The 13,590-nt window shown below is 69.5% G+C and carries 12 protein-coding genes; 3 read left to right on the plus strand and 9 right to left on the minus strand.

Going from position 1 to position 13,590, the window contains the following annotated elements; translation table 11 throughout:
- Positions 1-638: 638 nt before the first annotated feature.
- The gene (gene trpS / locus ACFWP7_RS39195; RefSeq protein WP_384392237.1) at positions 639-1,637 is read left to right on the plus strand and encodes a tryptophan--tRNA ligase; all 999 of its coding nucleotides are present in this window, start codon (positions 639-641) and stop codon (positions 1,635-1,637) included.
- Between the two features lie 62 nt (positions 1,638-1,699).
- On the opposite strand, the gene proC is transcribed toward trpS, so the two are convergent.
- The 3 genes from proC to ACFWP7_RS39210 all read right to left on the minus strand — a co-directional run bounded on the left by proC (position 1,700) and on the right by ACFWP7_RS39210 (position 4,304).
- Complete coding sequence (gene proC, locus ACFWP7_RS39200) at positions 1,700-2,509, minus strand: pyrroline-5-carboxylate reductase (protein WP_384392240.1); 810 nt, start codon at positions 2,507-2,509, stop codon at positions 1,700-1,702.
- 98 nt (positions 2,510-2,607) lie between these two features.
- Positions 2,608-3,417: an ABC transporter permease gene (locus ACFWP7_RS39205; RefSeq protein WP_384392242.1), complete on the minus strand. Its 810-nt coding sequence runs from the start codon at positions 3,415-3,417 to the stop codon at positions 2,608-2,610.
- Positions 3,414-4,304 carry an ABC transporter ATP-binding protein gene (locus ACFWP7_RS39210; protein WP_384392245.1) on the minus strand — a complete coding sequence of 297 codons (891 nt, stop codon included), beginning with the start codon at positions 4,302-4,304 and terminating at the stop codon, positions 3,414-3,416. Before ACFWP7_RS39210 ends, ACFWP7_RS39205 begins: the two co-directional genes overlap by 4 nt.
- Before the next feature lie 371 nt (positions 4,305-4,675).
- Between ACFWP7_RS39210 and ACFWP7_RS39215 the strand changes: the two genes are divergently transcribed.
- Positions 4,676-4,867, plus strand: coding sequence for a hypothetical protein (locus ACFWP7_RS39215; protein WP_384392248.1), 192 nt, complete (start codon positions 4,676-4,678; stop codon positions 4,865-4,867).
- 212 nt (positions 4,868-5,079) lie between these two features.
- On the opposite strand, the gene ACFWP7_RS39220 is transcribed toward ACFWP7_RS39215, so the two are convergent.
- The 3 genes from ACFWP7_RS39220 to ACFWP7_RS39230 form a co-directional block, all read right to left on the minus strand.
- Positions 5,080-5,934, minus strand: a complete 855-nt coding sequence (locus tag ACFWP7_RS39220; RefSeq protein WP_384392251.1) for a class I SAM-dependent methyltransferase — start codon at positions 5,932-5,934, stop codon at positions 5,080-5,082.
- A 366-nt stretch (positions 5,935-6,300) separates the two neighbouring features.
- Positions 6,301-6,789 (minus strand): EamA/RhaT family transporter, encoded by a 489-nt coding sequence (locus ACFWP7_RS39225; RefSeq protein WP_384392254.1) that lies wholly within the window; start codon positions 6,787-6,789, stop codon positions 6,301-6,303.
- A 48-nt stretch (positions 6,790-6,837) separates the two neighbouring features.
- Positions 6,838-7,161 carry an SH3 domain-containing protein gene (locus tag ACFWP7_RS39230; RefSeq protein WP_384392257.1) on the minus strand — a complete coding sequence of 108 codons (324 nt, stop codon included), beginning with the start codon at positions 7,159-7,161 and terminating at the stop codon, positions 6,838-6,840.
- Positions 7,162-7,343: 182 nt separating this feature from the next.
- Between ACFWP7_RS39230 and ACFWP7_RS39235 the strand changes: the two genes are divergently transcribed.
- Complete coding sequence (locus ACFWP7_RS39235) at positions 7,344-9,449, plus strand: serine/threonine-protein kinase (RefSeq protein WP_384392260.1); 2,106 nt, start codon at positions 7,344-7,346, stop codon at positions 9,447-9,449.
- Positions 9,450-9,530: 81 nt separating this feature from the next.
- On the opposite strand, the gene ilvD is transcribed toward ACFWP7_RS39235, so the two are convergent.
- The 3 genes from ilvD to ACFWP7_RS39250 form a co-directional block, all read right to left on the minus strand.
- Positions 9,531-11,384, minus strand: a complete 1,854-nt coding sequence (gene ilvD / locus ACFWP7_RS39240; protein WP_384392263.1) for a dihydroxy-acid dehydratase — start codon at positions 11,382-11,384, stop codon at positions 9,531-9,533.
- Positions 11,385-11,612: 228 nt separating this feature from the next.
- Positions 11,613-12,245 carry a TetR family transcriptional regulator gene (locus tag ACFWP7_RS39245; protein ID WP_384392266.1) on the minus strand — a complete coding sequence of 211 codons (633 nt, stop codon included), beginning with the start codon at positions 12,243-12,245 and terminating at the stop codon, positions 11,613-11,615.
- A complete protein-coding gene (locus tag ACFWP7_RS39250) occupies positions 12,242-13,066 on the minus strand; it encodes a sugar phosphate isomerase/epimerase family protein (protein WP_384392269.1) in 825 nt (274 codons plus the stop codon). Before ACFWP7_RS39250 ends, ACFWP7_RS39245 begins: the two co-directional genes overlap by 4 nt.
- Positions 13,067-13,590: the final 524 nt, after the last annotated feature.

Below are 13,590 nucleotides of genomic sequence, written 5' to 3' on the forward strand. Positions count from 1 at the left end.
TCCTTCGTACTCACCCGAGAGACTCTCTCAGGCTTTCCTCCGGGCGTTTCCCTTCGGTCCTGCGTTTCCGACTCTATCAGACCGTTTCCGGATCCGATTTCCTCGGTGCTTTTCAGGTTTCCGCTTTCGCGTTTCCCTTTCCGGCGGTTCCGACTCTATCAGATCCTTTCGGGCCTGATTCCCAGTCAGGGGGCTTGTCTTCGCGGCTCGAGGGCCGTTCCGACGAGTGAGACATTAGCGGAATCCCGGCTCCCGAGCTAATCGGGGGTGACGTCCTTTCGAACGCGGATTCCTCATTTCGCAAACGCACAGCAAAACGAGCCGACGACGGTTCGTCGTTCGTTGAGTGCTTGTTGCGGAATGGCCGTCCGGGGACCGACCGGAGTCGGCGCTCACGTCGGACAGCCCGGAGAACATTACGTACGGGGTGGAGGTGTGTCAACTCAGGTCCTGAAGGCGCCCCGACGGCGTACTGTGGAGCCATGACTACGCATACGTGCACCCAGCAGTGGTGGGCCGCCTGACGGCGGCCGTACTCACGTATGTACTCAACGGCCGCCGCTTCGGCGGCCGTTTTTGTATCTCCCTCCTGGAGAGCCGGCCGGCGGGTGCGGCAGCCTCGACCAGGAGGTGGAGAGATGACGCGGATCTTCAGTGGGGTCAAGCCGACCGGGCATCTGACGCTGGGAAACTATCTGGGCGCCGTACGGCGGTGGGCCGACGTCGATCAGCACCGGGCCGATGCTCTGTTCTGCATCGTCGATCTGCACGCGCTGACCGTGGACCACGATCCGGGGCGCGTACGCAGGCTCAGTCGGCAGGCGGCGACGTTGTTGCTGGCGTCGGGGCTCGATCCGGAGCTGTGCACCGTGTTCGTACAGAGTCATGTGGACGAACACGCGCGGCTGTCGTATCTGCTGGAGTGCGTCGCGACCGACGGGGAGATGCGGCGGATGATCCAGTACAAGGAGAAGGCCGCGCGGGAGCGGGAGCGCGGTGGGAGTGTGCGGCTGTCGCTGTTGACGTATCCCGTGCTGATGGCGGCGGACATCCTGGCGTACGGGACCGATGAGGTGCCGGTGGGTGATGACCAGACGCAGCACGTGGAACTGACCCGGGATCTGGCTGTGCGGTTCAACCAGCGGTACGGGCACACGTTCGTGGTGCCTCGGGCCACGCGTCCGGAGGTTGCTGCGCGGGTCATGAATCTGCAGGAGCCGACGTCGAAGATGGGGAAGAGCGATGACGTCGGGCCAGGGGTGGTCTATCTGCTCGACGAGCCGGAGGCCGTGCGGAAGAAGATCATGCGGGCCGTGACCGACAGTGGGCAGGACGTGGCGTACGACCGGGAGGCTCGGCCGGGGGTCTCGAATCTGCTGGAGATTCTCGCGGCCTGTGAGGGTGGGAACCCCGAGGCCTTGGGCGGTGTATATGAGTCGTACGGAGCTTTGAAGAAGGACACCGCCGAGGCCGTGGTCGAGCTCCTCAGGCCCGTACAGGAGAGGCACAAGGAGTTGTGCGCGGATCCTGCGTACGTGGAGGGGGTGTTGCGGGACGGGGCGGCGAAGGCGCGGGAGATGGCGCGGCCGAGGGTGGACGCGGCCTATCGGGCGATCGGTCTGCTGGCGGCGGGCTGAAGGACGGTGGGCGGCAGGGCTGAAGGACGGTGGGGCCGGGGGCGGGCCCGGCCCCGGTTCTTCTAGCTGTTGCCGGAGGCCAGTTCGCGGCTGCGGTCGCGGGCTGCCTCCAGTGCGGCGATCAGGGCTGCGCGCACACCGTGGTTCTCCAGTTCGCGGATGGCGTTGATCGTGGTGCCCGCGGGGGATGTGACGTTCTCGCGCAGCTTCACGGGGTGTTCCCCGCTGTCGCGGAGCATCACGGCGGCGCCGATCGCCGACTGGACGATGAGGTCGTGGGCCTTGTCGCGGGGCAGGCCGAGCAGGATGCCCGCGTCCGTCATGGCCTCCACGAGGTAGAAGAAGTACGCAGGACCCGAGCCGGAGAGGGCGGTGCAGGCGTCCTGTTGGGACTCGGGGACGCGGAGCGTCTTGCCTACGGCGCCGAAGATCTCCTCGGCGTGGGCGAGGTGTGCGGCGGTGGCGTGGCTGCCGGCGGAGATGACGGACATGGCCTCGTCGACGAGGGCAGGGGTGTTCGTCATGACGCGGACGACCGGAGTGCCTGCGGCCAGGCGCTCCTCGATGAAGGAGGTGGGGATGCCTGCCGCGCCGCTGATGACCAGGCGGTCGGCGGGGATGTGCGGGGCGAGTTCGTCGAGGAGGGTGCCCATGTCCTGCGGTTTGACCGTGAGGATGAGGGTGTCCGCGGACTTGGCGGCCTCGGCGTTGGTGACCGCCGTGACTCCGTGGCGCTCCTGGAGTTCCCTGGCGCGCTCGGGGCGGCGGGCGGTGACCAGCAGGTCGGCGAGGGGCCAGCCGGCCCGGATCACTCCGCTGAGCAGGGCTTCGCCGATCTTGCCGGTGCCGAGGACTGCGACTTTCTGGGTCATGGTGCGGGTGCCCTCCGGGGGGTGCGTCGTCCGGTGTCCATCCTCGCACCGGGGGTGCGGGATGGGGCGCGCTGTCCGTTGGGCGGACGGCCCGCCGGTTACGCGGTCCGGCGTCGCAGGGTTGCCGCGCCCAGGGTCAGGACCAGTAGGGCGCAGCCCGCGACGATCAGGGCGTCGCGGACGAAGGTGGCTGTCATGTCGGTGTGGTTGAGGACTTCGCTCATGCCCTCCACGGCGTAGGACATGGGGAGGACGTTGGAGATGGCTTCGAGGACGGGGTGCATGTTCGAGCGGGGGGTGAAGAGGCCGCAGAGGAGGAGTTGGGGGAAGAGCACTGCCGGCATGAACTGGACCGCCTGGAATTCCGAGGCCGCGAAGGCCGAGACGAAGAGGCCGAGGGCTGTGCCCAGGAGGGCGTCGAGGAGGGCGACCAGGAGGAGCAGCCAGGGGGATCCCGTGACGTCGAGGCCCAGGAACCAGACCGCGAGGCCGGTGGCCAGGGCCGACTGGATGATGGCGAGGCCTCCGAAGGCCAGGGCGTAGCCGGCGATGAGGTCGCCCTTGCCGAGGGGCATGGCGAGGAGGCGTTCCAGGGTGCCGGACGTGCGTTCGCGCAGGGTGGCGATGGAGGTGACCAGGAACATCGTGATCAGCGGGAAGATCCCGAGGAGGGAGGCGCCGATGGAGTCGAAGGTGCGCGGGCTGCCGTCGAAGACATAGCGGAGCAGTACGAGCATCAGGCACGGGATGAGGATCAGCAGCGCGATGGTCCGCGGGTCGTGGCGAAGCTGGCCCAGTACGCGGGCGGCGGTGGCGGTGGTGCGGGAGAAGTTGATCGCGCTCGGGCGTTGGCTCGCATGGGTGCCGGTGGGCCGGGGTGCGGTGGTGGGCGTGGTCGTCGTGCTCATCGGACGGTCTCCTTGCGGGGGTGGTCGCCGGAGGGTGCCGCGTTGTCGGACCGGGAGGCGCTGCCGGACCTCTCGCCGGTCGTGGGCCGGTCGGCCGTGGCGTTCGCCTCGTCGACCAGGTGGAGGAAGGCGGCTTCCACGGTGTCGGAGCCGGTGCGTTCGCGCAGGGCGTCGGGGCTGTCGTCGGCGAGGATCTCGCCCTCGCGCATCAGGAGGAGGCGGTGGCAGCGCTCGGCCTCGTCCATGACGTGGGAGGAGACGAGCAGGGTGGCCTCGCGTTCGGCGGCGATGGCGTGGAAGAGGTTCCAGAGGTCGCGGCGCAGGACGGGATCGAGGCCGACGGTCGGTTCGTCGAGGACCAGGAGTTCGGGGGTGCCGAGGAGGGCGACGGCGAGGGAGACGCGGTTGCGCTGGCCGCCGGAGAGGTTGCCGGCGAGCGAGTCGGCGTGGGAGGTGAGGTCGACGTCCGCGATGGCCTGAGTGACGTTGGCGTGGCGGCGTTCGGCGCCTGCGTGTCCGGGGTCGAGGATCGCGGCGAAGTAGCCGAGATTCTGACGGATGGTCAGGTCGTCGTAGACGGAGGGGGCTTGGGTGACGTAGCCGATGCGGGAGCGGAGTGCGGCGTCACCCGCGGGGCGGCCGAGGACTTCGAGTGTGCCGGTCACCTTGGCCTGGGTGCCCACGGTCGCACGCATCAGGGTCGACTTGCCGCAGCCGGAGGGGCCGAGCAGCCCGGTGATCTGGCCGCGCGGTACGGCGAAGTCGAGTCCGCGCAGGACGGTACGGGTGCCGCGTACGACGGTGAGGGCCTCGGCGCGGACGGCGGGCTGCCTCGTGGGGGTGGGCGGCTCTGCGGTGTCGGGTGGACCCGAAGCAATATTCCTCATGTGAAGAATATTGCTCCTGTGGGGTGGGGTCGTCAAGCCCGGCATCAGGCCGCCTTCAACCCCGTCGAATCCGACGGCGCAGGCGCGCGGCGGCGTGACCGGAAGGGGGCGGTCCGGGGTGGCGTGCCGCCGCGTTCACGTGGTGGTTGCGCGAGAGGGGCGCGCACCCAACTCCCGTTTCTGACAATGGATTTCAGTGCGTGGTCATGTGCCGGGCCCGCCGATCCGTCGTGCCCTCCCCCGGCTCGGCGACTACGCATCTCCCGCTCGTCACCGGAGGTGCTGCTGTCGCGCGCAACAGAGATCTGCTCACGTCCCTGGTCGTTTTCTCGTCGCGTTGCCCCTGTGCATGGGGGTCGCCCTAGCCTCCGGTGGTTGCATCGGCGGGGCTGCTGGTGCACGCGGGCTGCAGGCTCGTGCCGGTAAGGGAGTTGAGGCCGCTCGGGCGGGAGCATCGCGGGGAACCGGTGGGGCTTGTCGTGACGGCGTCGGCGATCGCTGCCGGAAATCTGTTCGAGGGGGTCATTGTGGGGCTTGCCCTTGTCGTCGCCGAGACCGCCTGAGACATCAGTCAGGTGCAGGTGGAGGCCGTGGACCGTGGGGACGCGGGGATGGTCGTACGGGACGTCGGGCATGCGACGTTTCTACGGCTGCCGAAGCTGCTTGACCCGTTGTAGCGGCTGCCGCACGATCGGGACGTACGGCTGGATTTGGGTGGGTTGCGGCACCTGGATCACGCGTGTGCGGCGGCCCTTGAGGGGGCCGCAGAGCGGGATCACGAACGCGTCGCGACGATCAGTTCGACGTCGTAGACCTCCTCGACCACGCCGTCCGGGAAGGTGCCGAGCAGGTGGACGCGCTCTTCGGTGAGGAAGGCGTTCGTGCCCTCCTCACCGAGGACCAGGAAGGCCGAGTGGCTCCCGAGGTTGGCGAGGTGGGTGTCGAGGGGGACTCGGCGGCTCCAGCGGACCTGGTCGCGGTCGATGTGGAGGGGGACGGTGGGGGTCGGGGTGGGGTGTGTCGGGGTGGTGGGGGTCCTGATGGTGGGCGGGGTGGGGGTGGTCGGGACGCGGGTGGTGGACAGGGCGGCTGCGGCTTTGGCTCCGCTGCCGTTCTTCGTTACGACCGCGTCGAGGCCGAGGAAGCGCTCGACCCGGTTGGCTGCCGCCTCGATCCAGGGGATGTCCAGGGCTTCGGTGTTCCACCAGAGGGCGAGTGCGCCGCGGTCCGGGCGCAGGACGCGGAACGCCTCCGGGATGGCCTGGGCCGGGTCGGTCCAGTGCCAGGACTGGGCGTAGGTGACGAAGTCGGCGCAGGCGGAGGCCAGGGGGAGAGCGTTGCCGTTGCCTCGGATGACGGGGGTGTCGGGGAGCGTGCGGCGGAACTCGGCGGCCATGCCTTCGCCGGGTTCGATGGCCAGCACATGCGCGCCCCTTGCCTTGAGGCGGGCGGTCGCGATGCCGGTGCCGGCGCCTACATCCACGACCGTTGCCCCGGTGAGGGGGCGGTGCGCGAGGTTTTCGATCGCGTCGAAGAGGGTCGGGGGATAGGAGGGGCGGTTCGCGGCGTACTGGGCTGCGGCTGCGTTGAAGGAGTGGGCCCGGGTGGTGTGGTGGGAGTGCGCGGTCATGTGGTCATGGTGGCAGGGGTAGGGATTTCGCCCCCTCCGCCCCTACCCGTCCCGTTCCTGGGGGCTACCGCCCCCAGACCCCTGCTATCGGCCTAAACGGCCTCGTCCTCAAACGCCGAACGGGCTGAAAGGCCGCCCCCCGGCGGGTGGGTGGGGGATCGGGACGGCGCCGCCTCGTCCTTTCACGCCGGAGGGGCTGAAAGGCCTCCCCCAGCCCGGCGCCGAAGACTGCCGCCACCACCGGTGGGCTGGGGATCGGGACGGGGCCGCCTGGCGGTCAAGCGCCGGACAGGCTGAAGGATCTCGAACGCCGGACGGCTGGCGGAACTCCCTCGCCACGGAGCTGAAGGCTGCCGGTTGGGCCGGTTAAGAGTTGCGGCGCTTCTTCGAAGGGTTTCCCGTGCGGCGTTTGTTGCGGCGCTCGTGTTGTTCGCGAGCTGTCTCGTACTCCTCGCGGTGGAGCTTCTCGCCCGGGGCCTCGGTGAGGGTGCGGAAGAAGTAGGCAAGGAGGGAGCCGATGAAGCCGATCGCGAGGAGGCCACGGAGGGAGGCCTGACGGTCGGGGTCGGGGCGTTTGGTGAACGCGGCCGCGGTGTGACGGAACGCGAGGGCGCTGCACGTCGCGAACATCACGACGACCAGGATGTTCACCGGCGTGCCCACGTCCGCGATCTCCAGGCCCTGATAGGCGAAGCGGAGGACGAAGCAGGCGGCCACCGCGGCGGCCAGCGAGCCGACGGCCACGCCGGCTCGGCGGGCCTGGTAGCCGTCGGTGTGGTCCACCCAGGTCGTGCCGAAAAATCGAAGGGGTTCGGGCTGGGGCCCCGCGGGGGTGCCGGTGCTGTCGTCGCTCACGCGTCGATTATCGCTCCGGGGCGTCCGCGGGGCCGTACGGGTGGTGGATCAGGCGCAGCGGGGGGCTACGTAGCCGTCGCTGCCTGTTTGGACGTAGGCGTCCGAGACGTACTCGCTGACGGCGATGCCGTCCCAGAGGTTCGTGGTGCCGTACGGGCCGGTGACCGACTGACCCGGCTTCTGGCAGAAGATCGGGACGTGGGCACCCTCGGACAGCACGCGGACGATGCGGTAGGTGGTACCCGGGCCGCTGCGGACGTTGAGCCTGACACCCGGTGCGACCGGGTAGTACCGCAGAGCCGCCGTCTCGACCTTGGTCGCGACCGCTTCCTCGCCGTCGCCCTCGATTTCCTCAACACGGTCAACAGACATGAAAAACCTCCCCCGTTGGACCCCATGGCTGTCATGGGACCCCGTTGATTCCCCTCAAACAGGCCATGCACACACATACGTTTCTCGCACTTGGAGGCTAGCAAGCCGCCTCCGTCTCGTACGAACCATCGACTAGGCTCCGTGCGTCGCGCGCGCGAACGAACTGCACGGGGGTGGGTCCCATGGCGCCACAGCGCAACAACGGAGCGGGCGCGGAAGCGGAACTTCCCGAGTACGCCGGTCACTACCGGCTGGAGTCACGCCTGGGCTCCGGCGGCATGGGCGTTGTGCATCTCGCCCGGAGTACTTCGGGGATGCGGGTGGCCGTGAAGGTCGTGCACGCCCGGTACGCCAAGGACCCCGAGTTCAGAGGCCGCTTCCGGCAGGAAGTGGCGGCGGCCCGACGGGTGAGCGGCGCCTTCACCGCGTCCGTCGTCGATGCCGATCCCGAGGCCGAACGCCCCTGGATGGCCACGCTGTTCATCCCCGGCCCCACCCTCGCCCAGCAGGTGAAGCGGAGCGGACCCATGCCCTCCGGGGAGCTGCGCCGACTGATGGCCGGGCTCGCCGAGGCGCTGCGCGACATACATCGCGTGGGCGTCGTACACCGGGACCTGAAGCCGAGCAACGTGCTGCTCGCCGAGGACGGCCCGAAGGTCATCGACTTCGGCATTTCCCGGCCAAAGGATAGCGAACTACGTACTGAGACAGGCAAGTTGATCGGCACGCCGCCGTTCATGGCACCCGAGCAGTTCCGACGGCCGCGCCAGGTGGGACCGGCCGCCGACATCTTCGCGCTCGGTTCCGTGATGGTGCACGCCGCCACCGGGCGCGGGCCGTTCGACTCCGACAGCCCGTACGTCGTCGCCTATCAAGTCGTGCACGACGAGCCGGACTTGACGGACGTACCGGAGAATCTCGCGCCGCTGGTGCTGCGTTGTCTCGCCAAGGAGCCCGACGACCGGCCCACTCCTGACGAGTTGATGCGGGAACTGCGGTCGGTGGCGGCCTCGTACGACACCCAGGCGTTCATTCCGGCCCAGCGGCCCAGTCATGATCCGAAGCCGGAGGAGGACGTTGTCTGGGCGACCGGTCCGCGACCCGACAGGGCCATGGGGCGCCTGGGCAAAGGGGTGATCCTGGCGGCCGGGGCGCTTCTCCTCGCCGCAGGCGGGACGTTCGCCTCGGGTCAGCTGCTCGACGGCAGCGGCGGCGCACCCGAGGACAGCGGCATACGGTCCGTGCCGGCAGTGTTCGACGGCTGGCACACCAAGCCCGGCTCCGGAAGCCGGGGGATGCCGCAATGCTCGTACGGCGGAGGGAAGTTGCTCTGCGCCCTGGCGGGACTGTTCTCCGCCATCGACCCGGCCGACGGGACGGTGTTGTGGCGGCACACCCTTGCCGATCGAGACGCCCCGGACGGCTCGCCGGTCGCGGAGGGCGGGCTGGTACAGGCCGTCACGAGCGATGGTCAGCGGCTGGTGGCCCTCGACCCGGACTCGGGTGCGACGCAGTGGACGATGGACATCTCCGCGTACGGGCGCGTGCAGTACGCGGGCGGCATGGTGCTGCTCACGCGTTCCGACGGAACGGTCGTCGGGATGGACGCCTCGTCGGGCAAGCAGGTCTGGAGTCGCAGGATCGCCGACCAGAGCGAACCGACCTTTGCCGCGTTCGGCGCCGACGGACTCGCGTACGCCACGAGTACGACCGTGGACGGGACCCACACACTCGTGAGCGGGGTGGATCCACAGACCGGTGACGTGCGGTGGGACGCCCGCCTGGCGGGGGACCTGGAGCCGGTCGGCGCGCACGACGGCAAGGTGTTCTTCATGTCGGTGAACGGCTACGGAGAGACGGACGCGCTGGTCCGGTACGACCCGAAGAGCCTCGCGGTACAGCGCGTGCCCCTCGAAACGTCACTCCCCACCGCCCAGGCCACTGCGCACGGAGACACCGTGTATCTGCTGGCCACCGGCGGCGGACTGGTGGCCGTCGACATGGAGACGCGCGCACTGCGCTGGCGGCTTGAGACATCCGTCAGCCAGGGCTCGGCACCCGTCGCCGACGACAAGTACGTGTACCTCACCGCTGCCGACGGGCGGCTGCTCGCGGTGGATGCCCGCACGGGGAAACTCGCGGGACAGACGCGTGCGCGATTCGGCCCGGACTCCGAGTTCGTCATGCTCGGGCTGCCGGCTCCCGTGATCGCCGATGACCACGTCTACGCGGGCGCCCCCGACGGAACCGTCTTCGCCGTGGACGCACGCGACCCGTCCCACTGGTGACGTGCGAAGAGGGCGCCCCCGCATCCCGCCGGTGACACGCGCAGAGGCCGCCCCCGAAGGAACGGCCCCCACGCGCAAGCCTCAGCCCAGCAGGGAGACGTCCCGTACGGCGCCCTTGTCCGCGCTGGTCGCCATCGCCGCGTAGGCGCGGAGGGCGGCGGACACCTTGCGGTCGCGGTTCGCGGGTGCGTAGACGCCGTTCAGAGCGTCGCGGCGCGCGGTCAGCTCGTCGTCGGAGACGAGGAGCTCGATCGTGCGGTTCGGGATGTCGATGCGGATCCGGTCGCCGTCCTTGACCAGGGCGATCGTGCCGCCCGAAGCCGCCTCCGGGGAGGCGTGGCCGATGGAGAGGCCGGAGGTGCCGCCGGAGAAGCGGCCGTCGGTGACGAGGGCGCAGGTCTTGCCGAGGCCTCGGCCCTTGAGGAAGGAGGTCGGGTAGAGCATCTCCTGCATGCCGGGGCCGCCCTTGGGACCCTCGTAGCGGATGACGACGACGTCGCCATGGGTGATCTCCTTGCGGAGGATCTTGTCGACGGCCTCGTCCTGGGACTCGCAGACCACCGCGGGGCCCTCGAAGGTCCAGATGGACTCGTCGACGCCGGCGGTCTTCACGACGCAGCCGTCGACGGCCAGGTTGCCCTTGAGGACGGCCAGGCCGCCGTCCTTGGAGTACGCGTGCTCTGCGGAGCGGATGCAGCCGCCCTCCGCGTCCTCGTCGAGGGCCTCCCAGCGTTCGGACTGGGAGAAGGCCTCGGAGGAGCGGACGCCGCCGGGGGCCGCGTACCACAGTTCGAGGGCCTCGGGGGACGGTGAGCCGGCGCGCACGTCCCAGGTCTTCAGCCAGTCGGCGAGGGACGGGCTGTGGACCGAGTGCACGTCCTCGTTCAGGTGGCCGCCGCGGTGCAGCTCGCCCAGCAGGGCCGGGATGCCGCCCGCGCGGTGCACGTCCTCCATGTAGTACGTGCGGTCCTTGGCGACGTTCGGTGCGACCTTGGCGAGGCAGGGCACGCGGCGCGAGACCTCATTGATCTCGTCCAGGCCGAAGGGGACGCCCGCTTCCTGGGCGGCGGCCAGCAGGTGCAGGATCGTGTTGGTGGAGCCGCCCATCGCGATGTCGAGGGCCATGGCGTTCTCGAAGGCCGCGATGGTGGCGATGTTGCGGGGGAGGACCGACTCGTCGTCCTGGTCGTAGTACCGGCGCGTGATGTCGACGACCGTGCGGGCCGCGTCCTCGTACAGGCCCTTGCGGGCCGTGTGGGTGGCGAGGACCGAGCCGTTGCCGGGGAGGGACAGGCCGATGGCCTCGGTCAGGCAGTTCATGGAGTTGGCCGTGAACATGCCGGAGCAGGAGCCGCAGGTCGGACAGGCGTTCTCCTCGATACGGAGGATGTCCTCGTCCGAGATCTTGTCGTTCACGGCGTCGGAGATCGCGTCGACCAGGTCAAGGGTGCGGACCGTGCCGTCGACCAGCGTCGCGCGACCGGACTCCATCGGGCCGCCGGAGACGAAGACCGTCGGGATGTTCAGGCGCAGGGCCGCCATCAGCATGCCGGGGGTGATCTTGTCGCAGTTCGAGATGCAGATCAGGGCGTCGGCGCAGTGGGCCTCCACCATGTACTCGACGCTGTCCGCGATCAGGTCGCGGGAGGGCAGCGAGTACAGCATTCCGCCGTGGCCCATCGCGATGCCGTCGTCGACCGCGATGGTGTTGAACTCGCGTGCGATGCCTCCGGCGGCGGTGATGGCCTCGCTCACGATCCGGCCGACCGGCTGGAGGTGGGTGTGACCCGGCACGAACTCCGTGAAGGAGTTGGCGACCGCGATGATCGGCTTGCGGCCGATGTCCGCGCCCGGTACACCGGAGGCGCGCATAAGGGCGCGTGCGCCCGCCATGTTGCGGCCGTGGGTGACTGTGCGGGACCTCAGCTCGGGCATCGTCGCTCGCTCCTTCGGAGGGATACCGGCTCGTACGGGCCGGCAGTCGTGACTGCTGGTCGTGACTGATTCGAGCGTACGCCGGTGCTCCAAGGGCTGGACAGGGTGTCCGGTATGCGGGACAGGTGTCTCGGTCGACGGTCACACGCGCGGGGCGGACAAATCGCCACGTAAGCGTTTACGTAAGAGCTTACGTGCCCCCGTACACCCGTCTACCCGTCTACCCCGTCAGGGCGCCGTCAGATGCCCCTGCACCACCGGCGCCACCCGCTCGATGATCCGCTCCAAATCCGTCGACGCCAGCGGATCAAGCTTGATCACGTACCGCAGGATCGCGATCCCCACCAGCTGGGCCGCCGCGAGCTCGGCACGCAGTTCGGCGTCCGGAAGGTCGAGCTGCTGGGCGATGCGGCGCATCAGCTGGGCGGCGAGGAGGCGGCGGAAGACGGCGGCCGCGACCTCGTTGTTGAAGGCGGAGCGGACGATGGCGAGCAGCGGTGTACGGGTTGTCGGGTTCTCCCAGATCCCGAACACGAAGCGGGTCAGCCGCTCGCCCACACCGTCGAGCGGTCCCTCCCCCAGCGCGGTCGGGGCGGCCAGGACGGGTGCGAAGACGCCCTCGATGGCCGCCCCGAAGACCTGCTCCTTGGTGCCGAAGTAGTGGCGCACGAGCGCCGGGTCGACGCCCGCGGCCTTGGCGATACCACGTACCGACGTCTTGTCGTACCCCCGCTCGGAGAACTCCTCGCGGGCCGCTTCGAGAATGCTGTCGCGGGTCGCGGGGGCCGCCTCCGTCTGCGTACGGGAGGGGCGTCCCCTGCGGCGGGGGGCGGTCGTGTCGTGCGGGGCGGCGTCCTTCACCGGCGCGGGACCTTCACCGCGGAGGCGAGGTGGAGCCTGGTGAAGGCCAGCGCCTCGGCCAGGTCGGCCTCGCGCTCGGCGCTGGACATGGCGCGGCGGGTGTTGACCTCGATGACGACATGGCCGTCGAAGCCGGTGAACGCGAGGCGTTCGAGCAGTTCGGCACAGGGCTGGGTGCCGCGGCCCGGCACGAGGTGCTCGTCCTTGTTGGATCCGTTGCCGTCGGCGAGGTGGACGTGGCCGAGGCGGTCGCCCATGCGGTCGATCATCTGCAGGGCGTCGGTGCGGGCCGTCGCCGTGTGACTGAGGTCGATCGTGAAGTGACGGTAGTCCTCCTTCGTCACGTCCCAGTCGGGTGCGTAGGCGAGCATCTCGCGGTCGCGGTAGCGCCAGGGGTACATGTTCTCGACGGCGAACCGTACGTCCGTCTCGTTCGCCATCCGCCAGATCCCGGTGACGAAGTCACGGACGTACTGGCGCTGCCAGCGGAAGGGCGGGTGGACGACGACGGTGCCGGCGCCGAGTTTCTCCGCCGCCGCCTGTGCGCGCTGGAGTTTGATCCACGGGTCGGTGGACCACACGCGCTGCGTGATCAGCAGGCAGGGGGCGTGCACGGCGAGGATCGGGACCTGGTGGTAGTCGCTGAGTCTGCGCAGCGCCTCGACGTCCTGGCTGACCGGGTCGGTCCACACCATGACCTCGACGCCGTCGTACCCGAGGCGCGCGGCGATCTCGAAGGCCGTCGCCGTCGACTCCGGATACACGGACGCCGTGGACAGCGCGACCTTCGCATCCGGGATGCGCACAACTGGTTCTGCCACGAGGGACAGCGTACGGGTTGCCTCCGGCGGTTTGGCGGGGGTGGTGGGCTTTGGCTGGGGGTTGCTGGTGGCCCCCAGCCCTTGCGCCGGTTCGCCGCGTGTGTGGCTCTCTGTGCGCGGACGTCATGTCGTGTGTGGCTGGACCTGGCGCCTGATCGGCGATGCGGATCTGCCGTGCGCGAGTGACACGTCGTGTGTGGCTGGGCGCGCAGTTCCCCGCGCCCCTACCAGGACGCGGCCCGATCAAGATGCGGGCCCGGCGCCTGATCGCCGACGCGGGAACTGCCTGTACGCGACTGACACGTCGCATGTGGCTGGACCCGGCGCCTGATCGCCGACGCGGGAACTGCCGGTGCGCGACTGACACGTCGTATGTGGCTGGGCGCGCAGTTCCCCGCGCCCCTACCAGGACGCGGCCCGGTCAAGATGCGGGCCCGGCGCCTGATCACCGACGCGGGAACTGCCTGTACGCGACTGACACGTCGTATGTGGCTGGGCGCGCAGTTCCCCGCGCCCCTACCAGG

The sequence above is a fragment of the Streptomyces sp. NPDC058470 genome (assembly GCF_042721055.1).
Classification (GTDB): Bacteria; Actinomycetota; Actinomycetes; order Streptomycetales; family Streptomycetaceae; genus Streptomyces.